The organism is Arthrobacter sp. 10T419, assembly GCF_056394105.1.
Map to the genome: position 1 here is coordinate 515,377 of NZ_JBFTHF010000001.1, position 26,532 is coordinate 541,908.

28 protein-coding genes are annotated in these 26,532 nt (G+C 69.2%); 10 read left to right on the forward strand and 18 right to left on the reverse strand.

Annotation, left to right across the window (positions count from 1 at the left end):
- Positions 1-8: 8 nt before the first annotated feature.
- A complete protein-coding gene (locus AC1DBD_RS02445; protein ID WP_476917455.1) occupies positions 9-2,867 on the reverse strand; it encodes a M43 family zinc metalloprotease in 2,859 nt (952 codons plus the stop codon).
- Between the two features lie 191 nt (positions 2,868-3,058).
- Entirely contained in the window at positions 3,059-4,288 is a 1,230-nt protein-coding gene (locus AC1DBD_RS02450) for an ROK family protein (protein WP_441416981.1), read from the reverse strand.
- 73 nt (positions 4,289-4,361) lie between these two features.
- On the opposite strand from AC1DBD_RS02450, the gene AC1DBD_RS02455 reads away from it, so the two are divergent.
- The 5 genes from AC1DBD_RS02455 (at position 4,362) to AC1DBD_RS02475 (ending at position 9,348) form a co-directional block, all read left to right on the forward strand.
- Positions 4,362-6,068 carry a glycoside hydrolase family 13 protein gene (locus tag AC1DBD_RS02455; RefSeq protein WP_441416982.1) on the forward strand — a complete coding sequence of 569 codons (1,707 nt, stop codon included), beginning with the start codon at positions 4,362-4,364 and terminating at the stop codon, positions 6,066-6,068.
- Complete coding sequence (locus AC1DBD_RS02460) at positions 6,065-7,042, forward strand: aldo/keto reductase (RefSeq protein ID WP_441416983.1); 978 nt, start codon at positions 6,065-6,067, stop codon at positions 7,040-7,042. Before AC1DBD_RS02455 ends, AC1DBD_RS02460 begins: the two co-directional genes overlap by 4 nt.
- A 185-nt stretch (positions 7,043-7,227) precedes the next feature.
- Positions 7,228-8,091: an HpcH/HpaI aldolase/citrate lyase family protein gene (locus AC1DBD_RS02465; protein WP_441416984.1), complete on the forward strand. Its 864-nt coding sequence runs from the start codon at positions 7,228-7,230 to the stop codon at positions 8,089-8,091.
- A 29-nt stretch (positions 8,092-8,120) separates the two neighbouring features.
- Positions 8,121-9,071, forward strand: coding sequence for a DUF2797 domain-containing protein (locus tag AC1DBD_RS02470; RefSeq protein ID WP_476981358.1), 951 nt, complete (start codon positions 8,121-8,123; stop codon positions 9,069-9,071).
- Positions 9,072-9,123: 52 nt separating this feature from the next.
- Positions 9,124-9,348 carry a DUF3188 domain-containing protein gene (locus AC1DBD_RS02475; protein ID WP_441416986.1) on the forward strand — a complete coding sequence of 75 codons (225 nt, stop codon included), beginning with the start codon at positions 9,124-9,126 and terminating at the stop codon, positions 9,346-9,348.
- Here AC1DBD_RS02475 and AC1DBD_RS02480 read toward each other — a convergent pair.
- Both AC1DBD_RS02480 and AC1DBD_RS02485 read right to left on the reverse strand, forming a co-directional pair.
- Positions 9,338-11,026, reverse strand: coding sequence for a SulP family inorganic anion transporter (locus AC1DBD_RS02480; RefSeq protein WP_476925368.1), 1,689 nt, complete (start codon positions 11,024-11,026; stop codon positions 9,338-9,340). The two genes, AC1DBD_RS02475 and AC1DBD_RS02480, sit on opposite strands and share 11 nt — an antisense overlap.
- Positions 11,023-11,400, reverse strand: coding sequence for an ArsR/SmtB family transcription factor (locus AC1DBD_RS02485; RefSeq protein WP_476908445.1), 378 nt, complete (start codon positions 11,398-11,400; stop codon positions 11,023-11,025). Before AC1DBD_RS02485 ends, AC1DBD_RS02480 begins: the two co-directional genes overlap by 4 nt.
- 149 nt (positions 11,401-11,549) lie before the next feature.
- On the opposite strand from AC1DBD_RS02485, the gene AC1DBD_RS02490 reads away from it, so the two are divergent.
- Genes AC1DBD_RS02490 through AC1DBD_RS02505 form a run of 4 tightly spaced genes read left to right on the forward strand, consistent with a single transcriptional unit; the run spans position 11,550 to position 14,875 of the window.
- A complete protein-coding gene (locus AC1DBD_RS02490; RefSeq protein WP_441416989.1) occupies positions 11,550-12,020 on the forward strand; it encodes an FAS1-like dehydratase domain-containing protein in 471 nt (156 codons plus the stop codon).
- 3 nt (positions 12,021-12,023) lie between these two features.
- Complete coding sequence (locus AC1DBD_RS02495; RefSeq protein ID WP_441416990.1) at positions 12,024-12,461, forward strand: MaoC family dehydratase; 438 nt, start codon at positions 12,024-12,026, stop codon at positions 12,459-12,461.
- A gap of 15 nt (positions 12,462-12,476) precedes the next feature.
- Positions 12,477-13,754 (forward strand): MFS transporter, encoded by a 1,278-nt coding sequence (locus tag AC1DBD_RS02500; RefSeq protein ID WP_476925367.1) that lies wholly within the window; start codon positions 12,477-12,479, stop codon positions 13,752-13,754.
- Positions 13,755-13,807: 53 nt separating this feature from the next.
- On the forward strand, positions 13,808-14,875 hold the full coding sequence (locus tag AC1DBD_RS02505; protein WP_476981359.1) for a UDP-N-acetylmuramate dehydrogenase: 1,068 nt from the start codon (positions 13,808-13,810) through the stop codon (positions 14,873-14,875).
- Positions 14,876-14,894: 19 nt separating this feature from the next.
- Here the strand turns inward: AC1DBD_RS02505 and AC1DBD_RS02510 are convergent, their stop codons facing one another.
- Positions 14,895-15,380: a hypothetical protein gene (locus AC1DBD_RS02510; RefSeq protein ID WP_441416993.1), complete on the reverse strand. Its 486-nt coding sequence runs from the start codon at positions 15,378-15,380 to the stop codon at positions 14,895-14,897.
- 109 nt (positions 15,381-15,489) lie between these two features.
- Here AC1DBD_RS02510 and AC1DBD_RS02515 point away from each other — a divergent pair, with 109 nt between their 5' ends.
- Positions 15,490-16,605 carry a winged helix DNA-binding domain-containing protein gene (locus AC1DBD_RS02515; RefSeq protein ID WP_441416994.1) on the forward strand — a complete coding sequence of 372 codons (1,116 nt, stop codon included), beginning with the start codon at positions 15,490-15,492 and terminating at the stop codon, positions 16,603-16,605.
- 15 nt (positions 16,606-16,620) lie between these two features.
- On the opposite strand, the gene asd is transcribed toward AC1DBD_RS02515, so the two are convergent.
- From asd to AC1DBD_RS02580, 13 genes are all read right to left on the reverse strand, one after another.
- Positions 16,621-17,763: an aspartate-semialdehyde dehydrogenase gene (gene asd / locus AC1DBD_RS02520; RefSeq protein WP_441416995.1), complete on the reverse strand. Its 1,143-nt coding sequence runs from the start codon at positions 17,761-17,763 to the stop codon at positions 16,621-16,623.
- A 92-nt stretch (positions 17,764-17,855) separates the two neighbouring features.
- Positions 17,856-18,272, reverse strand: a complete 417-nt coding sequence (locus tag AC1DBD_RS02525) for a hypothetical protein (protein WP_441416996.1) — start codon at positions 18,270-18,272, stop codon at positions 17,856-17,858.
- Positions 18,273-18,354: 82 nt separating this feature from the next.
- A complete protein-coding gene (locus tag AC1DBD_RS02530; protein ID WP_441416997.1) occupies positions 18,355-18,771 on the reverse strand; it encodes a hypothetical protein in 417 nt (138 codons plus the stop codon).
- 110 nt (positions 18,772-18,881) lie between these two features.
- Complete coding sequence (locus tag AC1DBD_RS02535) at positions 18,882-19,262, reverse strand: hypothetical protein (protein WP_476981360.1); 381 nt, start codon at positions 19,260-19,262, stop codon at positions 18,882-18,884.
- 161 nt (positions 19,263-19,423) lie between these two features.
- Positions 19,424-19,843 (reverse strand): hypothetical protein, encoded by a 420-nt coding sequence (locus AC1DBD_RS02540; RefSeq protein WP_476981361.1) that lies wholly within the window; start codon positions 19,841-19,843, stop codon positions 19,424-19,426.
- Positions 19,830-20,483, reverse strand: a complete 654-nt coding sequence (locus AC1DBD_RS02545; protein WP_476892102.1) for a hypothetical protein — start codon at positions 20,481-20,483, stop codon at positions 19,830-19,832. Before AC1DBD_RS02545 ends, AC1DBD_RS02540 begins: the two co-directional genes overlap by 14 nt.
- Positions 20,484-20,497: 14 nt before the next feature.
- Positions 20,498-21,580 (reverse strand): WXG100 family type VII secretion target, encoded by a 1,083-nt coding sequence (locus AC1DBD_RS02550; protein WP_476981362.1) that lies wholly within the window; start codon positions 21,578-21,580, stop codon positions 20,498-20,500.
- A 179-nt stretch (positions 21,581-21,759) separates the two neighbouring features.
- Positions 21,760-21,978, reverse strand: a complete 219-nt coding sequence (locus AC1DBD_RS02555; RefSeq protein ID WP_441417002.1) for an NF038396 family protein — start codon at positions 21,976-21,978, stop codon at positions 21,760-21,762.
- Positions 21,978-22,571, reverse strand: a complete 594-nt coding sequence (locus AC1DBD_RS02560) for a dihydrofolate reductase (protein ID WP_441417003.1) — start codon at positions 22,569-22,571, stop codon at positions 21,978-21,980. Before AC1DBD_RS02560 ends, AC1DBD_RS02555 begins: the two co-directional genes overlap by 1 nt.
- Complete coding sequence (locus tag AC1DBD_RS02565; RefSeq protein ID WP_476892104.1) at positions 22,568-23,371, reverse strand: thymidylate synthase; 804 nt, start codon at positions 23,369-23,371, stop codon at positions 22,568-22,570. Before AC1DBD_RS02565 ends, AC1DBD_RS02560 begins: the two co-directional genes overlap by 4 nt.
- Positions 23,372-23,380: 9 nt before the next feature.
- Positions 23,381-23,830: a GntR family transcriptional regulator gene (locus AC1DBD_RS02570; protein ID WP_441417005.1), complete on the reverse strand. Its 450-nt coding sequence runs from the start codon at positions 23,828-23,830 to the stop codon at positions 23,381-23,383.
- On the reverse strand, positions 23,827-25,485 hold the full coding sequence (locus AC1DBD_RS02575; RefSeq protein WP_476981363.1) for a hypothetical protein: 1,659 nt from the start codon (positions 25,483-25,485) through the stop codon (positions 23,827-23,829). The genes AC1DBD_RS02570 and AC1DBD_RS02575 overlap by 4 nt, the downstream gene beginning before the upstream one ends.
- Before the next feature lie 79 nt (positions 25,486-25,564).
- Positions 25,565-26,530, reverse strand: coding sequence for an NUDIX hydrolase (locus AC1DBD_RS02580; protein ID WP_441417007.1), 966 nt, complete (start codon positions 26,528-26,530; stop codon positions 25,565-25,567).
- Positions 26,531-26,532 lie beyond the last annotated feature (2 nt).

Here is a 26,532-nt window from a genome sequence, read left to right on the forward strand (position 1 = left end):
TAAGGCCGTTACTTACGGACGACCTTGACTCCCGTCGAGCTGTAGATCATGGAACCGCCCTGGAACGGCACCGTCCGGTAGCCGTTGTAGGCCACAGCTGCGCCGAGCGGGTAGCCCAGTCCGCCGGACTGCCAGCCAGCCAGCCGCCAGGCTTCCCGGTAGGGCTGGCCGATCATGTTCGCGCCGGTCGCGGCGGTGTAATAGCTGTTGCCGGTCTGGAAGGGCTGGTAGCAGCCGCCGCCCCACAATCCGCACTTTTCCGGGCCCGTGGGGTACCCCACGCCCTTCTGCCATCCGGCCGCACGCCAGGAGTTGAAGTACCGGCTGGTGACGGCGTGGGCGCCGGACGCGGCGGAGTAGTAGATGTTGGACTTTTCGAAAGGCTGGTAGCAGCCGCCGCCGTAGAGCCCGCAGCTGGGAGCTCCGATGGGGTAGCCGATGCCCGGCTGGAGTCCGGCCGCCGTCCAGGCCGTAGTGTAGACGCCGCTCACGGCGTGGGCGCCGGTGGTGGGCGTGTAGTAGACGTTGCCCTTTTGGAACGGCTGGGAGCAGCCGCCGCCGGCGAGCCCGCAGGCGGGTTCGCCCGTGGGGTAGCCGATGCCGGGCTGCCAGCCGGCTTCCCGCCAGGCGTTCCAGTAGACGCCGATGACCGCGTGCGCGCCGGAGGCGGAGGAGTAGTAGATGTTCCCCTTCTGGAAGGGCTGGTAGCAGCCGCCGCCGTACAACCCGCACGCCGGTGCGCCGGTCGGGTAGCCGAGGCCCGGCTGGAGTCCGGCCGCTGCCCAGGCTGTGGCGTAAACACCGCTCACGGCGTGGGCGCCGGTGGCGGTGGTGAAGTAGACATTGCCCTTTTGGAACGACTGGGAGCAGCCGCTGCCCGCGAGCCCGCAGACGGGTTCGCCTGTCGGGTAGCCGATGCCGGGCTGCCAGCCGGCTTCCCGCCAGGCGTTCCAGTAGGCGCCGATGACCGCGTGGGCGCCGGATGCGGTGGAGTAGTAGATGTTCCCCTTCTGGAAGGGCTGGAAGCATCCGCCGCCGTAGAGTCCGCAGCTTGGTGCTCCGGTGGGGTAGCCGATGCCGGGCTGCCAGCCGGCGTCCCGCCAGGCATTCCAATAGACGCCGACGACGGCGTGGGCGCCCGACGCTGTGGAGTAGTAGATGTTGCCCTTTTGGAAGGGCTGGTAGCAGCCTCCGCCGTACAGGCCGCAGCTCGCGGTCCCGGTGGGGTAGCCGATGCCCTGCTGCCAGCCGGCGTCCTTCCACCCGGACATGTAGGTGTTCGAGACGGCATAGGTGCCCACGCCCGGGGTGCTGTAGACCACGCCGCGCTGGAAAGTCTGGTGGCAAGTGGTGGTGGCCGCCGCGCCGTACGGGCAGGTCACGTCGCTGGTGCTGTAGCCCAGGCTGGCTTCCCCGCCGGCCTGCAGCCAGGCGTCCCGGAACACTCCGGTCACGGCGTTGGCAGCGGTGATGGTGATGGCCGCGGCGGTAGCCGAGATGGAATCAATTTTCACCCGGGTGCCGGCATGGGTGCTGAAGGTCTGGCCGGCCTGCCAGGTTTGGCTGGGGTTGTAGTACCCGGAGAAGGGTCGTGAGTCTGGCAGCAGGATCAGCGAGCCCGCCCCCAGTTGCTGGACAATCTTGACGCCGCTGTTGAGGTTCACGGCCTTCGCGGTGTCGTAGCTGACCGGCAGGCGCAACTCGAGGAAATAGACTTCGCCGCTCACCGGGTCGGTGAACTTCACGGCGCGTCTGGCATCGGTGCCGGCCCAGGCCTTCAAGGTGAATTTCTTGACGTCCTTGAGGATCCCGGCGTCGAGAACCTCGTCCCCGCGGCCGAATCCTCCATAGGTCCAGAGGGTCGAGCTGATGGCGGGCTGGGTGGTCTGGGAGACGCCCATCAGGTCCAGGCTGTCGCCGTATTCACGGATGCTGCAGGTGGAGTCGGCGAACGTTCCGTCCGACTTGGTGGCGACGTCCTGCGCGCCGCTGCCGCACTGCAAGCTGTTGGCGTGCATCAGGCCCAGCACGTGCCCGAATTCGTGTGTCAGCACGCTGTTGGTCAGGGTGGCCGGGAGCGGCATGATGACCCGCCCGCTCGTGCCGCTGTAACTCCAGCCTGCGCCGTACGCCCCGTCGGAGAGCGTGGGCGTGGACACGAAGACGACGAGTGCGGTGTAGGGATTCGGCGTCCACTTGAGCTCGGTGGCGATGGTGTTCATCATGTCCGGGTAGCGCTGCGTCGAGGTGGCCTTGCTGGTGCGGCTCTCCACCGTCGCCACGCTCATCGACAGGCGGCCGTTGGACATGGTCTTCCAGTAATTGCTGCTGGTGGTGATGGAGGCCTTAGCCGCTGTCTGCGAGATGGTGGCCTTCTTGTCGGCCAACTGGACCAGGACGAGGCGAACCTTGATGTCACCCTGGCGGGCAAGCGAATAGGACTCCGTGGACAGCATGCCCGCGCTGGCCGTGGCCGGAGCCCCCTTCACGCCGGCCGGGGGCGGATTCTCAAAGGTGTGTGCCACAAAGGGCTCGCCCGAGTTTTCCGGGGGCAGCGATTCGACCGTCGTGAGGGACGGGCTGGTGCCGGCAGTAGCGGAGGGGGTCGGCGCCGGCTGGACGGCGTCCGCGCCCGGAGTCAGGGCTTCCGCGGTGGGCGCCGCCGTCGGCGTCTGTGTTGCCGTCTGGGTGGCGGTCGCCGTCTGCGTTGCCGCGGCCGGAGCGCTAGGAGTCGGTGTTGCCGTGGCGGTCGCGACAGGTGCCGGCGTCAGCTCGGCGTGTGCAGGTGCCGTGCCGGTTGTTGGGACCGACGCCAGGGCAAGGACAAGCGCGGCAAAGAACGCGGCCTTCATCCGTAAAGAGTTCACGTTTATCTTTCATGAGACCGCCGCCCGGCCGACGGGTCAGCTGGACGGCCGCAAGTGACCAGAGTGACGCCAGTCTACGGATGAGAGAGAAGAATAAAAGGAAACCTGCGTCAAACTTTCGACTTGGGTATCCAATCGTTGCCGAATCTTGAGATTCGGCTCCTTGGAAAAGTGGCCTGCTTGGGCGGCCGTCAGCCGGCCAGTTCCACTTCCAGGGCGTTGGCCTCGACGAAATCCAGGGCGTGCCGGATGGCTCCCACCGTAACGATCTTGTCGCCCAGCGGCGAGACCGTGACACGCGGGGGAGTGGCGGTGAAACGCGGCAGCGCGGCGGTGATGCCGGGCACCAGTGCGCCGGCCGAATCCGCGACGGCGCCGCCGATCACCACCTGCTCCGGGTTGATCAAGCTTGCGATGGCGGCGATGACCCGGGCCATCCGCTCCGAGAGCCGGCCCAGGATCGCGAGGGCCGCGGCGTCCCCCGCGGCGGCGTCCTCAAATACGCGCCGGGCGCTCGCTTCGCCGCCGTCGGCCGGGCCGCCGCCCGCTGACTGCCACTGCCGGGCCAGGCTCGCGATGCCGTCGCTGGAGCCGACGCCCTCAACCATGTCCAGGAAGCCCATTTCACCGGCGCCGCCGCCGCGGCCGTGCAACAGCCGTCCGGACTCCAGCACGCCCGCGCCGAGCCGCTCGCCGGCCAGGAGCACCACGAGGTCATCCACGCCGGCGCCGGATCCACGCCAGCGTTCACCGAGTGCTGCCAGGTTGGCATCGTTCTCCAGCAGCACGGTCCAGCCGTGGAGGTCTTGCAGGGCCGAGCGGAGCCCGACGTCGAACAGGCTCCAGAAGTGCTGGGCGGCCAGCACATTGCCGCCGCGGTCCACCGGAGCGGCAATGCCGGCACCCACAGCCAGAACCTTGCCCGGGGCCTCGCCGGCGGCCTCCAGCGCCTCTCGGCAGGCCCGGTCGACGACGCCGATCCGCTCCGCGGCGGGGATGTCCGCGGCACGGAAACTCCCGCTGGCGCGGCCCAGGACTGTGCCCCGGAGGTCCGCGACGGCCGCGGTGGTGGTGGCGGCGCCGATGTCGATGCCGAGTACGACGCCGGCCCTCGCCCGGAGCTCGAAACGCCGGGCAGGCCGTCCCTTCTGCGGGTGTCCGGCGGCGGGAGCGTCCTTCCGCGGGGCGTCCAGTTCGCGGATCCAGCCGCGCCGGATCAGGTCCTCGCAGACGGCAATCACCGAAGCCCGGGTGAGTCCGGTTCCCGCCATCAGTTCCGTGCCGGTGGCCACCTCGGTGCCCCGGATGGCGGCAAGCACCGCCTGGGCGTTGACGCGGCGCAGCAGTTGGGGGGTGGCGGCTGCCTGCGGCTTCGGAATCTTGACCTCCCTGTAAGTGCGGACCCATAATTGAACCTGCAATAGATTTAGCTTGTATCTAAATTATCAGACCCGCTTTTGTCAGACACCGCTCCCCAGCCCCGAAGGATTCACCTTGTCGAACACCGCCACGCTGGCAACCCTGTCCGGTTCCGACCTCGCCGCAGACCCCAACTGGTGGCGCCAGGCCTCCGTGTACCAGATCTACCCGCGCAGCTTCGCCGACTCCAACGGTGACGGCCTGGGCGACATCAAGGGCATCACCGCCAAGGTCCCGTACCTCAAGGAACTCGGCATCGACGCCGTCTGGCTCTCCCCGTTCTACCCTTCGGCCCTCGCCGACGGCGGCTATGACGTCGACGACTACCGCGATGTCGACCCCAAGCTCGGCACCCTGGAAGACTTCGACGAGATGTCCGCCGCGCTGCATGCCGCAGGCATCAAGTTGATCGCTGACATCGTCCCGAACCACTCCTCCAACCGGCACGAATGGTTCAAGGAAGCCCTCGCCTCCCCGCGCGGCTCGGCTGCCCGCGAGCGTTACATCTTCCGCGACGGCAAGGGCGAAAACGGAGAGATCCCGCCGTCGGACTGGGAGTCCGTCTTCGGCGGCCCGGCCTGGGAGCGCATCACCGAGCCGGACGGCACCCCCGGCCAGTGGTACATGCACATCTTCGCCAAGGAACAGCCGGACCTGAACTGGTCCAACCGCGAGATCCGCGACGACTTCCTCAAGACCCTGCGCTTCTGGTCGGACCGCGGGGTGGACGGCTTCCGCGTCGACGTCGCGCACGCCCTGACCAAGGACCTCACCGAGCCGCTGTTGTCCAAGGTCGAGCTGAGCGAGGCCAACTCCGGCACCGACGGCTTCGACGACGGCTCGCACCCGTTCTGGGACCGCGACGAGGTGCACGAGATCTACGTCGAATGGCGCGAGGTCTTCAACGAGTACAACCCGCCGCGCACCGCCGTCGCCGAGGCCTGGGTGCACGCGTCCCGCCGCGCCCGCTACGCCAGCCCGGAGGGGCTCGGCCAGGCTTTCAACTTCGACCTGCTGCAGGCCGACTTCGACGCCGACGAGTTCCGCGAAATCATCACCCGCAACCTCGCCGAGGCCACCGAGTCCGGCGCCTCCTCCACCTGGGTCTTCTCCAACCACGACGTCGTCCGGCACGCCACCCGCTACGGCCTGCCCAAGGGCGGCGGACGGCACGCCAAGGGCCAGGACGGCAAGGGCTGGCTGCTGGCCGGCGCCCCGGCCGAGGAACTCGACGTCGAACTGGGCCTGCGCCGCGCCCGTGCCGCGACCCTGCTGATGCTGGCACTCCCCGGTTCCGCGTACCTCTACCAGGGCGAGGAGCTGGGCCTGCAGGAGGTCGCTGAGATCCCCGACGCCGAACGCCAGGACCCCACCTTCTTCCGCAACAAGGGTGTCGAGATCGGCCGCGACGGGTGCCGGGTGCCGCTGCCCTGGGCCCCGGAAGGCTCCTCCTTTGGCTTCGGCGACGGCGGCGCCCACCTGCCTCAGCCGGCATGGTTCAGCCGCTACGCCGTTGCAGCCCAGGACGGGACCGAAGGCTCGACGCTGGAGTTCTACCGCAAGGCCCTGAAGCTGCGCCGCGAGCTGCAGACCTCGGAGGAACTGGAGTGGCTGGAGACCGGCCGCGCCGACGTGCTGCACTTCCGCCGCCACGGCGGCTGGCAGTCCGTCACCAACTTCGGGGACGACGCCGTCGAACTGCCCACCGGCGAGGTGCTGGTCAGCAGCGGCCCGCTGGACGGCCAGCTGCTCCCGGGCAACACCACCGTCTGGCTTCGGTGAGTTCCGCGCCCCCTAAGCCCGGAGGGTTCCCCACCCAGGAACTGATTTATGGCTGCATGGGCCTGGGCGGCAGCTGGTCGTCGGAACCGTACTCGTCCGCGCACGTGGACGAGGCGGCCGCGGCCGTCGACGCCGCCCTGGACGCCGGCATCACCCTGTTCGACCACGCCGACATTTACCGCAACGGCAAGTCCGAGGCGGTCTTCGGCGAGGTGCTGGCGCAGACGCCCGGCTTGCGGGAACGGGTCCGGCTGCAGACCAAATGCGGCATCCGGCTGGGCGAACAGGGCCTCGATGCGTTCTACGACCTGAGCCGGGACGGCATTCTGGACCGGGTCAACGACAGCCTGGACCGGCTGCGGACGGACTACGTGGACGTGCTGATGCTGCACCGCCCGGACCCGCTGCTGGACCCTGCCGAGGTGGCGTCCGCCGTCGGGCAGCTCATGGCCGAGGGCAAGGTCCGCGCGGTGGGGGTCTCCAACATGTCGGCCCCGCAGATCGAGCTGCTGCAGGACCGGCTCGAGGTGCCCGTGGTGGCCAACCAGCTGGAAATGAGCCTCTCCGCGCGGGCCTGGCTGGAGAGCACCGTGCTGGTCAACCACGCCGAGGGCACGGACTACAGCTTCCCGCACGGCACCGTGGAGCACTGCGTCCGGCACGGCATCACCCTGCAGGCCTACGGGGCGCTCTCCCGCGGGCTCTACACCGGGGCGCCGGCGGCGAGCCCGAGTGCCGCGGAGGAGGCCGCCGCGGCACTCGTCGCGGAGCTGGCCGCGGAGAAGGGCACCACGGGCGAGGCTGTGCTGCTGGGCTGGCTGATGAAGCACCCGGCCGGAATCGCCCCCGTGATCGGCACCGCCAAGCCGGACCGGATCCGGGCCTGCGCCGGCGCCGCCAAGGTGGCCTCGGCCATGACGCGCACCGAGTGGTACCGGCTCTGGATCACGGCCCGGGGCAGCAACATCCCCTAGGCACGCACCGGCCGCGCCGGCCGTCGTGCCCGCCCAACTGGCTCGCAGTCGTTGTCGTTTAGATTCCTTCAAACGACAACAACTGCGAGCCAGTTTCGCGCGCCGGGGTGATTTTGGTCGTATTGGTCGCCCTAAACAGGGGTATTACTTGGCGGCGGGCGGCCCCGGGCGGCTAGCGTAGAGGCATGACCTCTACCACCACCGCCGGGATCGTCCGGCCCCAGCGCAATGTCCCGGCCGAAATCGCCCGCTCCTGGCTGCTGGTCAACGCCATGAAGCCGGAGCTCTTCGGCCAGTCGGCGGAGTCCCGCGCGGACGCCATCATCCTGGACATCGAAGACGCGGTGGATCCCTCGCAGAAGGATGCCGCCCGCGAGCACGTTGTGGACTGGCTGACCGCCGGCGGCAGCGCCTGGGTCCGGATCAACGACGCCACGAGCCCCTTCTGGGCCGATGACCTCGCCGGCCTGCGCGGCACTCCGGGACTGCTGGGCGTGATGCTCGCCAAGACCGAGTCCGCGGACCAGGTCACCGAGAGCTACCACCGCATGGACGGCAAGACCCCGGTCATCCCGCTGGTCGAGTCCGCCGTCGGCATCGAGGAAGCCAACCACATCGCCAAGGCCCAGGGCGCGTTCCGGCTGGCCTTCGGCTCCGGTGACTTCCGCCGCGACACCGGCATGGCCGCCACCCCGGAGGCCATGGCCTACCCGCGCGCCAAGCTCGTCGTCGCCAGCCGCGTCGGCAACCTGCCCGGGCCGATCGACGGCCCCACGGTCGGCACCAACCACCCGATCCTGCGCGAGCAGACCGGCATCACCGTGATGATGGGCATGACCGGCAAGCTCTGCCTCGCGATCGACCAGACCAGCGTCATCAATGAGGTCATCAGCCCGACGCCGTCCGACGTCGCCTGGGCCACCGACTTCATGGCCGACTTCGAGGCCAACGGCCGCGTCATCCGGGACGGCTCCGACCTGCCGCGCCTGGGCCGAGCCGAAAAGATCATGAAGCTCGCTGTAGCCTTTGGGGTGCAGCCGGCACTGTAGCCGGTTCCCGGCCCCAGCAAGGAGACCCCGTGACCGATACCCGCTATCTGGTCCACGGGGTCTTTTGGGATGGTCTGCAGCCGGCCTCGCCGGTTCCTGGCCAGCCCGACGCCGGCCGGGCCGTCCTGCGGTTGCAGGACCCCGCGGGTGCGTTCACCGAACTGGTGCTCGACGCCGGTACGCGCCTCGGTTTCCGGCTCGCCTCGCGGGGGAAGCACTGCCTGGGCCACCACAAAGTGCACGGACCCGCGGACCGGGACCACATGGTCTGCCCGGACCGTGCCCCGGCCGCCCGAGGAAAGCAGTGCGGGCCGTGCTTCGCCGTCGACGATTCGCGGCTGATCCATGACTTCCACCGCGGCGGCCGGGTCCCGCCGGGGCTGCGCGCCTACCTGATGCAGCCGCACTGGCTTTATGTCGCGACTTTCGCCAATGGCGCCAGCAAGGTGGGCACCGCCTCGAACCTGCGCAAGTGGCACCGGCTTGCCGAGCAGGGTGCCGTCGTGGCCCGCTACGTCGCCCGCGCCGACGACGGGCGGGTGGTCAGGGTGCTGGAGGATCTGGTCACGCGCGACGCCGGGCTGCCGCAGCAGGTCCGCTCGGCGGCGAAGGCCGCCGGGCTCACAGCGCCGCCGCCCGCCGCAGCACTGGAGGCCCTCAACAGCCGGCTCGCAGCCGGAGTCCGGAACCTGCTGGGCGGTGCCAATACGGACGGCTTTGAGGTCGTGGACGAACGGTGGCTGCGTCCCGTGCTGGCCGACGCGGCCTGCACCCCGGGCGCCCGGCACGCCTACCCCCACGACCTCGGCTCGGACGCCCACGGCTTCCGGCTCGCGTCGCTGAGCGGCAGCGTCGCGCTGGCCAGGCTCGACGGCGCCGACCTTGAATTCGTCGTCAACCTCGGCGAGCTGAAAGCGCGAACCATCGAGCTTGGCGACCACGGCTCCGAGGTCCCCGCTGTCCAGGAGGCATTGTTCTGAGCCCGGGTCCGCCCACGACGGCGGGTGCAGGGGTCCCCGGTAGACTGGCACGGTGCTGAACGAATTCTGGGCCACCGCGTCAACCACCTACAAGGTGCTCGTCTTCAGCGCCATGGGCCTGATCGCCACAGGCATCATCCTCAATCTGGTCGGCAACAACACGGGCAACCAAGGCCTGGCCCTGGCCTCGCTGGCCGTCATCGGCGTCGGTCTCATCCTGCACATCGCCGGGATCGTGGTCCGCGGCCAGACAATCCGGAAAAACCTCAAGCGCTAGCGGCGGCGTTCCGCACCACGTGGCTGCGGGCGTGCTCCACGGCGTCCGGCAGGCTGGCGAACAAATGCTTGTGGTGCCGCAGCGAGCGGATCACGCCGACATTGGTCACCAGGTCCAGATGCTGCGGCTGGACGCCCTTGAGCAGCACCGTGACTCCGCGCAGCTCCAGCGCCGAGATGACGTCCACCAGCGTGTGGGCCCCGGTCGCGTCGAGCATCCGCACCTGCGAGAGCCGGATGATCGCGACCTGGATGTCCTTGACCTGGCTGATCTCCTGCAGGACCCGTTCCGCGGCCCCGAAGAACATGGCGCCGTCGAGCCGGAAGATGGCGATGTGCCTGTCACCGGGTTCAGCCGGGCCCGGGATGTCTTCGCGCTGCACCCCGCTGAGCGAGGCGAACTTGCGCAGCGTGAACACCGCCGCCGCGACCAGCCCGATCTCAATCGCCACGATCAGGTCGAACGCGACGGTGATCAGTGCTGTCAGGACAAAGACGAAGGCATCGGCCCGGGTGGAGCGCATCACCGCCGCCACGGTTTGCCGTGAGACCATGCGGGTGGCCGTGACCATCAGGATCCCGGCCAAGACCGCCAGCGGGATCCTGCCCACCAGGCCCGCCGCCAGGTAGATGATGGCCAGCAGCACGAGGGCGTGGACGATCGCCGCGAGCCGGGTCTTCGCCCCGGAGCGGACGTTAACGGCGGTCCGGGCGATCGCGCCCGTGGCCGGCATGCCGCCGAAGAAACCCGCCGCTACCGACGCCAGGCCCTGGCCGGTGAGTTCGCGGTCCGGGCTGTAGGTCCCGGTGGGCCGGCCGTCGGGGCCGACCATGCCGGCGGCCACCCGCGCGGACAGCAGCGATTCGATGGCCGCGAGCGTGGCTATGGAGACGGCGGGCATGAGCAGGCCACCCAGCACCGACGGGTCCAGTGCCGGCATGGACGGTGCGGCGAGGGAATGCGGCAGTGAGCCGATCCGCGGGATCTGCAGGTCCAGGAGTTCGGCGGCCACGGTGGCCAGCAACACGGCGGCCAGGCTGGCGGGGATGGCCTTGTTCAGCCGGGGCAGCAGGAACATCACCGCGGCGACGCCCGCCACGATAGCCAGGGTCTGCAGCACCGTGGGGGCCGTCGCCGTGGCGGCGCTCTCGACGGCGGCCAGCATGGTGTTGTGGCCCGGTACTCCCTCAGTGCCGGTGGCCATCGGCACCTGCTGCAGGAAGATGATGGCGGCAATGCCCAGGGTGAAGCCCTCCACGACGGGCCACGGGATGAACGCGACCGCCCGGCCCAGGCCGCTGACGCCGAGGATGATGACCAGCAGCCCGGCCATCACGGAGACCAGGGCGATGCTGCCGGCGCCGTGCGCGGCGACCACCGGGGCCAGGACCACCACCATCGCGCCCGTGGGCCCGGAAACCTGGACGTGGGAGCCGCCCATGACGGCGGCAACCAGTCCCGCGACCACTGCCGTGATGAGCCCCGCCTCGGCACCCACCCCGGAACTCACCCCGAAGGCGAGGGCCAGCGGCAGGGCCACGATGCCCACCGTGATGCCGGACAGCAAGTCCGTCCGCCACGACCCGCGCAGCCCGTCGTAGTCGCGGCGGGAGGGCAGGAAGCGGGCGAGGTAGCCCCGGACGCCGCGGGCCGCCGTCGTTGCCGTCGCGGCGGTCACGAGGCGGACCCCTGGAGGTGCGCGGCCGGCAGTTCCTGCGCGAGCCGGAGCTGTTCGCCCGAATCCGCCAGGCTGTCCAGCAGGAAGATCCGGGCAATGGCGAGCAGCTCGGCAATCTTCGGGTGGGCCAGCCGGTAGGTCACGGCGTTGGCGGTCCGGACCGAGGTCACCACCCGGTGCCGGCGCAGCGTGGCCAGGTGCTGGGACAGGTGCGAGGCCTCCAGACCGGTCTCGGCCAGCAGGTAGCTGACCGGAGCCGAGCCGTCCGGGGCCGCCGCCAGCAGTTCCAGCACCCGGATCCGCGCCGGGTGGGCGAGGGCCTTGAACAGGTTGGCCTTGATTTCGTACAAGGGGGTCTGCGCTGCGGAAATCATGGCGGTCCTGCGCTCTCTTGGCCTGCGGACGGGCACCGCCCGCACCGTGGATTTACGAATTGATGTTTCCATCATATCGTCCGGGTGCAAGCGCCGCGGGGCCGTGTAACGGGGAAAGCCATCCGAAGGCAGGGCGCTAGGCTGGAACCATGACTATCAATCCGGATCTGCAGGGCCGCAGTTACCCTGCCGCAGAGGTGTACGACGTCGGCCGCGAGAAGATCCGCGAGTTCGCGCGCGCGGTCAAAGCCACCCACCCCGCCCACTTCGACGTGGACGCCGCCAGGGCCCTGGGCCACGGCGACCTCGTGGCCCCGCCCACCTTCGCGATCATCGTCGCGCAGCGCGCCGACGCGCAGCTGATCGAGGACCCGGATTCCGGCATCGACTTCTCCCGCGTGGTCCACGCCGACCAGCGCTTCGTCCACCACCGCCCGATCGTCGCCGGGGACCGGCTCGTGGCCGAACTGCACGTCGACGGCGTCCGCGCCATGGGGGGAGGCGCCATGATCACCACCCGCTCCGAGATCTTCGCCCTCGCCGGCAGCGATGCGGCCGCTCCGCGTGAAGCCGTCGCCACCACCACCTCGTCCATCCTGGTCCGCGGAGAGGGACAGTAAGCCATGGCCCCCACATTTTCAGAGCTCACGGTCGGCCAGGACCTCGGCAGCCGAAGCATCGAGGTCACACGCACAGACCTCGTCAAGTACGCCGGCGCCTCCGGTGACTTCAACCCGATCCACTGGAACGAGGCCTTCGCCACCGGCGTCGGCCTCCCCGGCGTGATCGCCCACGGCATGTTCACGATGGGCGCCGCCGTCCAGCTCGTGACCGACTGGGCCGGTGACCCGGCCGCCGTCGTCGACTTCCAGACCCGCTTCAGCAAGCCGGTCCCGGTGGCCGACACCACCGGTACCCCGGACGCAGGCGCGGTGATCGAAGTCAGCGGCGCCATTGGGGCGCTCGACGCCGACGCGGGCACCGCCCGCGTGGACCTCACCGTCGTCGCAGGCGGGCAGAAGGTCCTCATGAAGGCCCAGGCCGTCGTCAGGCTGGCCTGACCGAATGATCCAGCCGTGAGGGTCCGTGTGGCCCAGTCCGCCGAGGTGACCCGGTGGCGCAACGCCGTCGTGGCGGCCTATGCCTTCAGCGGGATAGCCTTCGCCAGCTGGGTGTCCCGGCTTCCGGCCATCCGTGACGGACTCGACCTCACGCCCGGGAACGTCGGCCTGCTGCTGCTCTGCATGACGCTGGGCTCCTTCGTCTCGGTCTCCGCGTCGGGGCTGATCGTGCTGCGTTTCGGCTCCAAGCAGACCATCCGGATCGGCAGCATCATGGTGGGCGCCGGGCTGGTCCTTGCCGGGTTCGGAACCTCGGTTCTGGTCAACCCGCTGGCGGTGGCGGCTGGGCTCGTGGTGGTTGGCCTCGGCACGGCCAGCTGGAACACGGCGTCCAACGTGGAAGGCGCCGCCGTCGAGCGCGCGGTGCGCCGGCACATCATGCCGCGGCTGCATGGCGCGTTCAGCCTGGGCACCGTCGCGGGCGCGGGCGCGGGGGCCTGGGCTGCCGGCGCCGGCGTGCCGGTCTTCTGGCACCTGGCCGCCGTGGGACTGCTCGTCGCCGGTTCCGTGCCCACGGCCGCCAGCTGGTTCCGCGCCGACATCACCCCGGTCGAGGCCGAGAAGGATTTCACCCCGTCCGGGCCGGACACCTTTGAGGATCCCTCCACCGGTCCGCTGCCCATCATCAGCCAGGCCACACAGGGCCCGGAAGAACCGCTGGATAACAAACGGCAGATCGCGCAGGCCTGGCGGGACCGCCGGACCCTGCTGCTCGGCGTCCTGGTGCTCGGGCTCGCCCTGGCCGAGGGCGCGGCGGGGGACTGGGTGGCGCTGGCGCTCGCCGACGGGCACGGCCAGTCCGACGCCGCCGGAGCCGCCGGCTACGGCCTCTTCGTCACTTTCATGACCGTGGGCCGTTTCGCCGGCACCCTGGTGCTGGACCGTTACGGCCGGGTCCCGGTGATGCGCTGGTGCGCGGCGCTGGCCGTGGCGGGACTGGGCCTGTTCGTCTTCGCGCCGGTTCCCTGGCTGGCCTACGTCGCCCTGGCCGTCTGGGGGCTGGGCGCCTCGCTGGGCTTCCCGGTCGGCATGTCCGCCGCCGCGGACGACCCCGTCAAGGCCGCCGCACGCGTTTCGGTGGTCTCCACCATCGGCTACGGGGCGTTCCTCTGCGGACCGCCCCTGCTCGGCCTGCTGGCCGAGCACGTCGGCATCCTGCACTCGCTGCTGGCCGTCATGGTGATGCTCGTCGTCAGCTTCCTGCTCTCCCCGGTGGCGCGCAAGGCCGCCTAGGCCCGGCCCTGCCGCCTTTCCGGGCATACGCCGAACCCGGCTAGGCTGGTGGGGTGACCCAGACACTGCTTTCCGCCCTGACCACGGCCGGCGTCGGCGGCCCCGCCGCCAACTACGTCGAAGCCCGCACCGAAGCGGAGATCATCGACGCTGTCCGCACGGCCGACGCCGCCGGCGAGCCGCTGCTGATCATCGGCGGGGGCTCCAACCTGCTGGTCGGCGACCAAGGCTTCCCCGGAACCGTCGTGAAAATCGCGTCGGAAGGATTCACCGTCAATGCTGAGGATTCCTGCGGCGGAGTCGCCGTGGTGGTCCAGGCCGGGCACAACTGGGACGCCCTCGTGGAGCATGCCGTCAAGCATGCCTGGTCGGGCGTAGAGGCCCTGTCCGGGATCCCCGGCGCCACCGGCGCGACGCCGGTGCAGAACGTCGGAGCCTACGGCTCCGACGTCTCGCAAACCATCGCCGCGGTGCGCACCTGGGACCGGGAACGCAATGCCGTCCAGACGTTCACCAATTCGGAGCTCAAGTTCGGCTACCGGGACTCCGTGCTGAAACAGACCACCACCAACGGCTCTCCGCGGTACGTGGTGCTCACGGTCGAATTCCAGCTGCCGCTGGGCCGGATGAGCGCTCCGATCCGCTACGCCGAACTGGCCCGGGCTCTCGGCGTCGAGACCGGCCAGCGGGCCTACTCCAACGACGTCCGGCGCGAGGTGCTCCGGCTCCGGGCCTCCAAGGGCATGGTGCTGGATGCGGCGGACCGGGATACGTACTCCACCGGATCCTTCTTCACGAACCCGATCGTGCCCGTCGAGGTTGCCGCGGGGCTGCCCGAGGATGCCCCCCGCTACCCGGGCGGCACCGAGGGCCTGACCAAACTCTCCGCGGCCTGGCTGATCGACCATGCCGGCTACGGAAAGGGCTTCGGGCTTGAGCCGGGCAGCGTCTCCGGCGGCCGCGCATCGTTGTCGACCAAGCACACCCTGGCCATCACCAACCGGGGCGGCGCCAGCGCGGCAGATCTCCTGGCGGTTGCCCGCGAGGTGCGCCGCGGCGTCCTCGAACGCTTCGGTATTGAGCTGCACCCCGAGCCGCTGCTGATCGGCGTCGAGGTCTAAGTCGTGGCAGCCGCCGGGCCTAGTTCCTCCCGCGGCGGGGGACCACCTTGCTGAAGAGCATGAAGGTGAAGCCGGACGCCGCGGCGCCCAGCAGGAAGACCTGGCAGAACGCCACGGACTGGGCGCTGGGCCCGCTCCGCAGCAGGAGCCCGGCGCAGGCGAAAGCCACCGCCCCGGCCAGCAGTGCCAGCGAACCGAGGAGGAAACTGTGCACTGTGGCGGGAAACTCCGCGCCGGGATCCGGGTCGGCTTCCCTGCGGTCGGCGTTCTGCAACGCCGGAGACCGCGGCTGGATCATCGCAGCCGTGACAAAGCTGACCACGGCTACCGCCATGGACGCGGCGGACACCGTCTGGAACGTTGTCATCATGGGGGAGAGACGGGTGCCGCTGGCGATGGCGACGGCCAGTCCGGCGGCCATACCGGCCGCGCTGGAGGCCCATCCCAACAGGGCCAGCCTCCTGCACAGGGGCCGCAGGAGAGGCCACACATCACCCAAAGTCATGCATCCACGGTAATGAAGCCGGCTGGACGCAGGCTGGGAGAGGACCGGGCGGTGGCCGCGCACCGGCCGGATTCCGCCGGGGCGGCTGAGCCCGGCCTAGGATGTTGTCATGGCAGCAGTGGTGCGCACGCGTCTGAGCCGGAGCGTCATGGGCCGGCTCCGCCTGGTCTCCCAAGGGCTTGCCGGCCCGGCTTTCGAGTCTGTTCCCGGCGCCGTCCGGGGTATGACCGCCATGCAGGCGCAGGACCTCCAGGCTGCGCTGTGGGCCGTAGGGCAGCGCGTGCCGGGCTCCCGCGCGGCCGATGTCCGCGCTTCGCTGGACCGCGGCGAAATCGTCCGGTCCTGGCCGATGCGCGGCACGCTGCACCTGTTGGCGCCCGAGGACTTGAAATGGGTCCTGGACATCACCTCCGCCCGCCTCATCAAAGGCCTGGCGGGGCGGCACCGGGAACTGGGCATCTCCGCCGCGGACGTCGACGCCGCCGCGGATGCCGCCCTGCAGCGGGTCGCCGGCGGGGCAGCAGCCAGCCGGGCGGAGCTGTTCCAGGCCTTCGAACAAGCCGGCCAGTCCACGGCAGGCCAGCGCGGCATCCATCTCCTGGGGACCCTGTGCCAGCGCGGCCTGCTGGTGCTGGGCCCGCTCGCCGGCAACCAGCAGCTGGTGGTGGCGTTTGACGACTGGATCAAGGACTCGCGGCGGCTGGGCCGCGAGGAAGGGATCGCCGAGTGGCTGCTGCGCTACCTCTACAGCCACGGCCCTGCCACCGAACGTGACTTCGCCTGGTGGTCCGGCGTCCCGCTGACCGAGGTCCGGGCTGCGCTGGCAGACGTGCGCGACCGGCTGGCGGAGCTGGAATTTGACGGAAAAACCTACTGGCTCTCCCCGCAGACGGCGGCCCTGCTCGACGGCGCCGTCCCCGGCCAGCGCACCGTGCTGGCGCTGCCCGGATTCGACGAGTTCCTCCTCGGCTACACCGACCGGTCCATCGCGCTGCACGCGCAGCACGCGGACAAGATCGTCCCCGGCGGCAACGGCGTGTTCAAGAAGACCCTCGTGGCCGGGGGCGCCGTGGTCGGGACCTGGGCGGCGCCCGGCAACGGCCGGTCCGGCGCCATCGCGCCCGAACCGTTCGACGACGTTAACGGGCTGCGGCCTGCGGCTCGGAAATCCTTTGAGCTGCAGGCCGCGAAGTACCGCCGGTTCCTCGGCCTCGACCGAACCTGACCGGACCCGCAGGGGCTAGAGGGTCCCGGTGGCGATCTTAAGCATGCGCCGCAGCGGCTCCGCGGCGCCCCAGAGGAGCTGGTCGCCGACGGTGAAAGCGCTGATGTACTCCGGGCCCATTTCGAGCTTGCGGATGCGGCCCACCGGGATGTCCAGGGTGCCGGACGCCGCCACTGGGGTGAGGTCCGCCATCGAGGCTTCCTTGGTGTTGGGCACCACGGTGGCCCATTCGTTGTCCGCGTCCAGGAGCTTCTCGATCTCGGGGACGGAGAGGTCTTCGCGGAGCTTGAGCGTGAGCGCCTGGGAGTGGGAGCGCATGGCGCCGATCCGGACGCACAGGCCGTCCATGATGACGCGGTCCGCGCCGGTGGTGCCCAGGATCTTGTTGGTTTCCACCCCGGCCTTCCACTCTTCCTTCGACTGGCCGTTGCCGAGGTCCGCGTCGATCCAGGGGATCAGCGAGCCCGCCAGCGGCACACCGAACTGGGTGGCGTCGATGTCGGTGCGCTGGTGGGCCAGGACCTTGCGGTCGATCTCCAGGATCGCCGACGCCGGGTCGTCCAGTTCGCTGCTGACCTCGGCGTTCAGCGTGCCGAACTGGCTCAGCAGTTCACGCATGTGCCGGGCACCACCTCCGGACGCGGCCTGGTAGGTCATCGAGGTGCCCCATTCGACGAGGCCGTTCTTGAACAGGCCGCCGAGGCCCATCAGCATGCAGGAGACCGTGCAGTTGCCGCCGATGTAGTCCTTCACGCCGCCGGAGAGGCCGGCGTCGATGACGTCGCGGTTGATCGGGTCCAGCACGATGATCGAGTCGTCGTTCATGCGGAGGGTGGAAGCGGCGTCGATCCACAGGCCGTCCCAGCCGCGGCTGCGCAGCTCGCCGTGCACCCGCTTGGTGTAGTCGCCGCCCTGGGCGGTCACAATGATCGGCAGCTTCGCCAGCGTCTCGACGTCGAACGCGTCCTCGAGCTTGCCGGCAGCGCCTGCCGCCGCACCGGCGATGGCCGGGGCGGCACCTCCGGCGTTCGAGGTGGAGAAGAAGACCGGGTTGATGTTGGCGAAGTCGCCCTCGTCCTGCATACGCTGCATCAGGACGGAGCCGACCATGCCACGCCAACCGACCAGTCCGACGGACGGGGTAGCTGCTGTAGTCATTGGGCCAGTTTAGACTTTGCGGTGCCTGGCCCGCAGCCGGTTACGTCACGTGGGTACGTCGGCCCTCCCGCAGGGCTCGGCAACGTCCCGTATCAGTTCAGCTGGCGCGGGCTGGGCTCCGGAAGGCCGCGCTCGCGGCGGATGCGCCTGGCCTTGAATTCGGAGACGGCGAGCCGAACAGCGTAGAGCACACCCGAGGCGCCGACCACGGTCAGCACGAGAGCGCCCCACAGCGGGCTTTCGCCCCGCGAGGTAGGGGCGGCGACGAGGAAAATCGAGAACACGGTCACCGCGGCGAACACGGCCGCCAGAAGGACCATCCCGGACGCCGTGGCGACGATCGGGCCGGACCCGGCGCGGGCAAAGCCGATCTCGTCCGCGGCGTAGGAGTGCAGTCGCCCGTGGTCCATGGTCCTGGTCAGGAACCGTTTCTCCCCGGCAGCCACTGCCCGTTCATGGCGGGCCCGGATCTCTTCGTCGTGCTGGTGGTTGTCAGTGTCTGTAGGCACGTGGTTCTACCTTCTGGATGGTGTGGATGACGCATTCGCAGTCGGGTACGTTATGCGAGCGAGCGATGCCCGGCCCTGCGAACTACTGCGAGATGTGCCCGGCTCCAGGCTCGGGCGCCTGCCGCTCCGTCCGTAGCTTTTTGGCCCGGTACTCGTCACTTGCCATGCCGAAGGTATACCAGGCTCCGAAACCGCCGAATGCCGTCAGGAACAGTGCTCCCCAGAAAGGCTGCTCACCGCGGCCCACAGGGGCCAGCAGGATCACCCCGGAAAGAATGACTAAGAGCCCCATGACGGCGGCAAGGATTCCCATGCCCCACCAGGACCGGACCTGCACCTGGCCGCGGCCGGGGGAAAACCCGATTTCGTCCGCGGGGTAACTGTGCAGTTCGCCTGTGTCGGTCTTTCGCAGCACGCGCTTCTCGCCCCGCGCGAGCGCCTCCTTGTGCTCGGCATAGACGTCGTCGTTGCGGCGTTCACGCTCGCGATCGAAGCTCACAGTTCGTCCTGACTAACGGTGCGGATCTGCTCGGGAAGACGGTTGCCAGCGGCCCTTCAGAGGACGCCGTCGCGCCCACCGGGCCACGGAACTTTTTACCTGCGGAGAAGCTACTTGACCGGCCTCGGCAGGTTGCGGGCCTTACGCAGCTTCTCGGCTTTGCGTTCCTTGAAGTAGCCGGCCCAGCCGGCGAACAGTGGATAGAGTACCAGCACGTACATCCACCAGATCTCGCCCATGATGTGCCACTGGTCGGTGACGGCCATCTGGACCACGCCGTAGAGCATCAGTCCGAAGAAGGCGGTTATCAACAGGCCCAGGAACAGCAGGCCGCCGGAGGCGTTTAACGGCTTGATGATGCCCAGCCCGTCGTCTTTGCGTACGCCGTATTCCTCGTCGGTATAGCTGACAATTTCGCCATTTTCGGCCATCCGGTGCTTCACGGGCGCCTCCGGGGCCGGCGGCGGTGTGTAACCGCGTTCCTGGGGCACGTCCCGGCTACGCCTCGCCACGGGACCCTCGCGGCTTCAGGAGATTACCTCCGGTGCCGTAGGCCTGCGCAGCATTCGACGAGATCGTCGGGCCCTCGGCGACGTCGGGAAAATTCAGCATGCTCCGCGACTGAAAGGGGAGGGGCGGTTCCTCCGTCACGCTACTCGACCGGCCGCGGCAGGTTGCCGGCCTTGCGGAGCTTTTCGGCCTTGCGTTCCTTGAAGTAGTTGAACCAGGCAGCGGCGAAGGGGAAGATGCAGGCGGGAAAGACCCACCAGACCTCGCCGGCGATGTGCCAGGCGTCCTGCCTGATGATCTGGACGACGAAGTAGACCAGCCCTCCCATTCCGATCGTCAGCAGGATAGCCAGGAAGAGAATGCCGTTGGCGCTATTGACGGGTTTGATCACGCCGAGGCCTTCATCCTTGCGGACCCCGTACTCTTCGGCGCTGTAAGCGACAAGATCCCCGTTGTCCGCCCTGCGGCGGATCGGGCGCTCTGGCCCGGCTCCCCGCTCAGGCTCTCCTTGCGCGCCGTTGCGGGCGGGATCCTGGGGGGTGTTCTGATTATGCCTGTCCACGGGACTCCTCAATCGCCCGCAGCAGCGCGGCGTCGTCCAGGCCTGCGGTTTCCACGACCTCATCCGTCTCGAAGTCGGGCACGCCGGTCGTCCACGTTTCGCCTTCCCGGCGCACCAGCAGACGGGTCTCGGCAGTGAGGGTTTTGAACACGAAATAGGCAGAGCCGCCGGGGGTTTCTGCGGCGTGCTGCTTGACCAGCCGCAGCGTAGCCTCGGCCGAGCTGATGGCGGGGTCCTGCGCGAACACGAACCAGGTGCCCAGCAGCCGGGGCTGCAGCATCAGCGCGACGTCGGGGGCTTCGATGAGCAGCACGTTGTCCATCGACTCGGGTGCCAGGAGGGACACCTCCGTCCAGTGGGTTGCGTGGCCGAAAGCGGATGCGACGGCGGCGGCGACACCGGTCACGCCGAGCTCTCCCTCCTCGTTGACCGTGGCCAGGTCCCGTGCAAGGAGCGAGGAGGCGCCGGCGGTCGCCAGAGTGACGTCGTCCACCATCTCTTCAGCCCGGAAGACGCTGACGGAACGGTCACGGGCCGGTCCCTCGAAAACATCAAGCAGGTACGCGATTTCCCCGATGCCGAAGCCGATGACATCGACGCCGAGCCGGGGCTCGTAGGCAGTTTCATCCTGAACTGTCATGTGATTCTCCTAATCTAGAAGCCGAAGAAGTGTGCCACGGATTCGCCGGCATCCTTGACGCTGTCAGCGGCATCGCTGACGAACTTGCCCGGATCCTTGACGGCGTCGACGATGCCTTCCCCGACGTTCTTGCCGACGCTGCTGATGGTGTCCCAGTTCTCGTAAACGGCTACGCCCACGCTCGCCACCTGGCAGATGGTCCCGGCAGGCGGCGGCATGAAGCATCCGACGCCGAGCATCGTTTTGCCAAGGCTGGCGGCGCCACCCTTGAGGTCGCCGTCCGCGAAGCTCTTTACTGTGTCCACGGCGTTGAATCCGACTCCGGCCCAGCCGAGAGTGCGGGACAGTCCTGACTTCCCGAGCCAGTCCCAGCTCTTGTTGGCCCCGAAGAGCTGCCGCTCTTCGAGCAGCGGCGCCAGACGTGACAGCCCGGGTATGTGCTTGTTGAGGTCCTTGAGCGACGCGATGTCCGAGGCCTTGTCGATCAGGCCGAGGGCCCTGCTGGACTTCGTCGATGCCGTGAGCAGCTCCTTGAGCGGGTCGCTGCGCAAGAGGTTGCTTGCGGTGAATCCGGGTCCCCCCAACCGGTGACGGCCGGTGGTGAAGAACGCCTTGGACAGTGCATCCCGCTCGTTCTTCAAGACCCAGCCGTACTGTCCGAGTTGCTTGGCCAGGGTGAGCGGGGTCTTGAAGTTCTTCTGGATCCCCATGAACATTTTGAGGCGGGCGGCTCCGCCGGCGAGGATGCCGCCGGCCACGGCCCACGCCCCGGGGCCGGCGCCGTGGCCGAGGGGGCCCAGCGGGCCGCCGCCGGAGCCCGGGGCGGCGTTGCTGGCCTTCTCCTGCTCGTCGGCCTGGGTCAGGAGTACCTTGGACTGCTGCTTCAGCGCCCGGGCGGTCTGCTGGATCAAGGCACGGTGGGTGTCGTTCCAGTCGGACTTGAAGCGCGCGCCGTCGGCGCCCTTCCACGAGGTGTTGTTGTTGATCGTGGACGTGAGGACCGAGGACTGCTGCAGTAGCGTTTCCGACGTCTTGCCGAAGTGCTGCGCGAGCGACCGAAGCTGGGCGACGTCGGCGCCCCACACGTTACCTGCCATGATGGCATCCCCCCTTACGGGCAACAGCCTAACGGGCCACTGCCAAGACCAAGTGCATTCCAGCTCATTACAGCCAGACCAAAGAATCTGACCGGCCCCAATCTAGCCGTGCCGCCGGGATCGCGCGATGGGGTGGTCTCCCCATCCGCCGGCACCGGCGGGAGCCGCGGCCGGTGCCGCTACTCGCCGTCGGGCTCCGCCAGCAGTGCGCTCTTGCGCCGGCGCAGGGCGAACATGGCGCCGAAAGCGAACAGCTGCGTGACGACGACGAGCACGATCGCGCCCGCGATCTTGTTGCCGCCGAGGATCATGGTCAGTCCCACGATCGCGGACAGCAGCGCCAGCAGGGGCAGCAGCATGTAGCCGAGGACAAAGAGGATTTCCGGTTTACGCAGCACTATTTGGCCTCCGTCCGCCGCCACAGGGTGATGCGGTACCGCGTGCCGTTCGCCGCAGTCAGCCAGCCGTCGGGCGGGAGGCTGGCCTCCGCGGTCCAGTCGTAGCCGAGTTCCGGGGCGAAGGTGTCGCCCTCCGTCGCGGTGTCGATGGTCGTCACGACGGCGACGTCGGCGAGGTCGAGGGACTGCGTGAAGATCTCGCCGCCGCCGATGATCCAGACCATCTCGGGACCGGACGCGAACTGCGACTCCAGCAAGGCGTCGTCGAGGGATTTGACCGCCAAGGCGCCGTCGGCCTCCGGGGTCCCGCCCCAGCCTTCCTGCCGGGTGATGACAATGTTCGTCCGGCCGGGCAGCGGCCGGTACTTGTCCGGGAAGGAATCCCAGGTCTTGCGCCCCATGATGACGGGGTGCCCGGCCGTGAGCCGGCTGAAGTGCTTCATATCCTCTGGAAGGTGCCACGGCATGGTCCCGGCCTGGCCGATCACTCCCGTGCTGGTCTGCGCCCACACCAGGCCGAGGCCGGTGACGGTGCCGCGGAGCTGCTCGGTGAAATCGACGGGATCCGTGGGGTTGCTGGTCTCGTTGCTCATACGGCTATCGGGGCCTTAATCGTTGGATGGTGCTGGTAGCCGACGACCTCGAAGTCCTCGAGGGTGTAGTCGAAGATGGACTCCGGCTGGCGGGTGATCCTCAGCTGCGGATATTCGTAAGGCTCCCGGCCCAGCTGCGTGAGGACCTGGTCCAGGTGGTTCTCGTAGATGTGGACATCGCCGCCGGTCCAGACGAACTCACCCGGTTCCAGCCCGGTCTGCTGGGCCAGCATGCAGGTCAGCAGGGCGTAGGAGGCGATGTTGAAGGGCACACCCAGGAAGGTGTCCGCGGAGCGCTGGTACAGCTGGCAGGAGAGTTTGCCGTCGGCGACGTAGAACTGGAAGAAGGCGTGGCAGGGGGGCAGGGCCATGTTCTTGAGCTCTGCCACGTTCCAGGCCGAGACGATGTGGCGGCGTGAATCGGGGTTGCTTTTGAGGTTCTCCACCAGTTCCGCGATCTGGTCGATGTGCCCGCCGTCGGGCGTGGGCCAGGAGCGCCACTGGACGCCGTAGACCGGGCCGAGTTCGCCGTCGGCGTCGGCCCATTCGTTCCAGATGGTGACGCCCTGGTCCTGCATCCACTTCACGTTGCTGTCCCCGCGCAGGAACCACAAGAGTTCCACGGCGACGGACTTGAAGTGCACGCGCTTGGTGGTGATGAGCGGGAAGCTCTTGCCCAGGTCGAAGCGGAGTTGCCGGCCGAACACGCTGCGGGTGCCCGTCCCGGTGCGGTCCGATTTGTGGGTGCCGTGCTCGAAGACATCGCGCAGCAGGTCTTCGTAGGGCGTTGGGATGCTCACGCTCCCAGTCTACTGAGAAGAGTCTTGCTCGCCGTATTCATGGCTTTGGCCGAGCCGGGCGCGCATCACGGCGAGCAACGCGCCGTCGTCGAGGCCGGCCGCGCGGCCCGCGGCAATGCAGCGGTCGACGGCGGCGATCACCGCGGCGTTCGGTCCGGCCGCCGGCCGCGCCGGGACAGCATCACCGAGGGCGCCACCCGGGCCGTCCCCGCCGACCGGGCCGGCGACGACGGTTCCGTTGCGGCGCCCGGTCTGGATCAGCCCGGCTTGTTCGAGCTCCTTGTAGGCACGTGCGACGGTTCCGGCCGCAATGCCGAGGTCTGCGGCGAGGCGCCGGACGGTCGGCAACCGGGTTCCCGGCGGAAGCGCCCCGATGACGATCAGCGAGGCGATCTGCGCCCGGATCTGCTCGTACGGCGGTGTGGCCGAGCGGAGGTCGATGGAGATTCCCGCGGTCACGCGGCGGGCTCCTTGTCCCGCCGCGGCACGGGTCCGGCCGGGCTGCGCGCGGGGCCGGCGACGGGGATAAGGGCGATGATGGTGGCAAGGGTGCCGAGGACCGCGCCGGCCAGGGTCGCCGGCCACCACGTGTTGGCGTCGGGATTGAATGGTCCCCCGAAGGATTCGGCTGCAAACAAGGCAGCCCACGCGGGCCCCTGGGTCAGCAGCAACACGGCGGCCTGGGCGGTGAACAGGGCCGCGAGGGTCCGCACGGTCCGGTGGATCGCGACGGCGCGCAGCGCGGCGTCCATGCCGGCGGCAAGACCGGGGACCCCCTGCCGGTGCCTGGCGGCGAGGAAAGCCGGCACCGAGGCAAGCGCGCCGCCGGTCGCGAGGAGGGCCGGCGGAACCCAGTCCGGCTCGCCATAGAGCCGTTCCTGACCGACCGCCGTGACTGCCAGGGCCAGCAGGAACGACAGCAGGGCCAGGACGGCGGTGGTCAGCATTGCCGGGCTAACCGGCTGCCGCGGCCAGTTGCGCGGCGCTCCCGGGTCGCCGTAGTTGCGCTGCAGGAGCAGCTCGCCGGCCGCAATGACCGCCAGCACCGCGGCCGCCATCAGGGTAGCAAAGCCCGCCATTCCGAAGCCCGCCGCGGCGGCGGTCAATCCGGGGACGATGAAGACCCCCGCCAGCAGGGGCACCGCCGCCGCGAGTCCCAGCAGCGGACCCAGCGACGAGACCAGCCGGGCCGCGGGGTGCTGGCCGCCGGCCTGCAGTCCTGCAGGCGGCCGGTTGCGCGCGCCCAGCCCGGCGGCCGCGAGCCGCGGCGGCCCCCAAAACCACATCATCAAGAGGACACCCATGCCCGCCAGGCCGGCCGCATTCGTCCAGGACGAGACGCCGGTTGACGGGTCCGGCCGCGCTGCGAAGTTGCCTGCGATCACGCCCAGCCCCGCAGCCACTATGGAAGCGGTCCGCAGCAGGCGGTTCATGGCGATGGTGCGCAGCACCGCATTGTCGCCGGCGTCGAGGGCCTCCAGCTGGCGGCGGCTGGCAATCAGCCACAGCACCAGCATCGTCCCGGCGGCCAGGACGGCCAGGGCTCCGCCCAGCCAGGCGGCTAGCTCAACCCCGGGAATACGGCCGTCAACGCCCAGCGTCTGCCGGGTGTACGGGCCGTCCGCCCCGGTTGTGGGCGGCACGGGTGCGAACCCCGGGAGCGTGGCGGTCCACGCGATGAGCGCGCCGGCGGCGGCAAAGACGGCCGCCGTGACCGCGGCCAGCCGGTGCGGCAGGAAGTCGCGGATCCGCCGGACCGACAGGACGGTCTGCCGCCGCATTCGCCGCGGCCCCGGATAGCTGACCTGGCCGAGCGCGTGTACGCCCAGGCAACCCAGGATCGGCCAGGTAAGGGCCGGCAGGATCGTCGCGGGGGTCGTCATGGCGCCGCCGGCGGAAGGGTCGGCCGGAATGATGCCCAGATTCATGGCGCCCTGCAGCGAGCTCGCCAGCCAGCCGATGACCCCCACCCACAATGCGTGTTCCGACACCGATGCCGGGGAGGTGCCTGTATCCGGCGCCCAGATTACCCAGCGCAGCACGGCGTAGACCAGCACGGCGGCGATGATCGGGCCGAACAGCAGCATCGATGGAAAGTAGAACTCGCCCGGCATGAAATCCCCCAAAGATCCCGCAGTTATGTACCAAGTACTTGATACAAACTAGGGCCGGGGGACGCCGGGGTCAAGGACCCTAGTCGTCGAAGGGCCGGAACTGCTCCACGGCCACGACCTTGCCCTTGCTGTGCGAGACATGGCAGACGATGATTTCCCCGGGCGAGAGGAATGGATCGTTTGAGGGCAGCAGGGCCCGCAGCCGGGAGTTCATGTGCTTGCCCAGTTGCGCAAAGACCGTGGGCAGTGCGGGGCGGTGCGTGCACAGTGCCACCGGGCGCCCCTTGTCGAACAGGGATTCGACGACGTTGGCGGTCTTGTGCGGGCTCCGGCCGTGCAGGTGCTCGGTCAGTGATTCATGCAGCTTCACCTTGGCGTCGACGGCCTTGGCATAGGGCGCGACCGTGGCTACGCAGCGCAGCCAGGGACTCGTCACCACCCGCGACGGGCTCCAGGCCTGGAGCAGCCGGCCCACGGCCTGGGCCTGGCGTGTCCCGGTGGCAGCCAGCGGACGGTCGCCCTCGGCCTTGGACCAGGACGAGCGCGGCTTGGCTTTGGCATGACGCAACACCAGCAGCGGCCAGGTGTCCAGTTCGCCGCGGGAGTGTGCTGCCGCGAGGTGCTCCAGCGGGGCCCGGTCGCTGGGGTTGCTGAGCAGGCCGGCGGCCTTCTCCGGCGAACACCACATGACGCTGTCCACCTCTTTGCCATCCGGGCGGAGCGGGGCGCCGTCGACGTCGACCGCCCAGTAGTGCACCACCTTCAGGCCTGCTGCCACGTGGTAATGGATGGGCGGGAGCGGGATGCCCAGGGGAGCCTTGAGGCCGATTTCCTCTTCCACCTCGCGGGCGGCGCACTCGGGAACGGTCTCGCCCGGATCAAGCTTGCCCTTGGGCCAGGACCAGTCGTCGTAGCGCGGGCGGTGGATCAGCAGGACCTCAAGCTTGTCTTTGTTGACGCGCCACGGCAGGGCGCCGGCCGCGACGACGGCTATGGCCTCGCCGGGATGGTCGGTCTGGTCCGCGACCAGTGAATCGCTGCTCACAA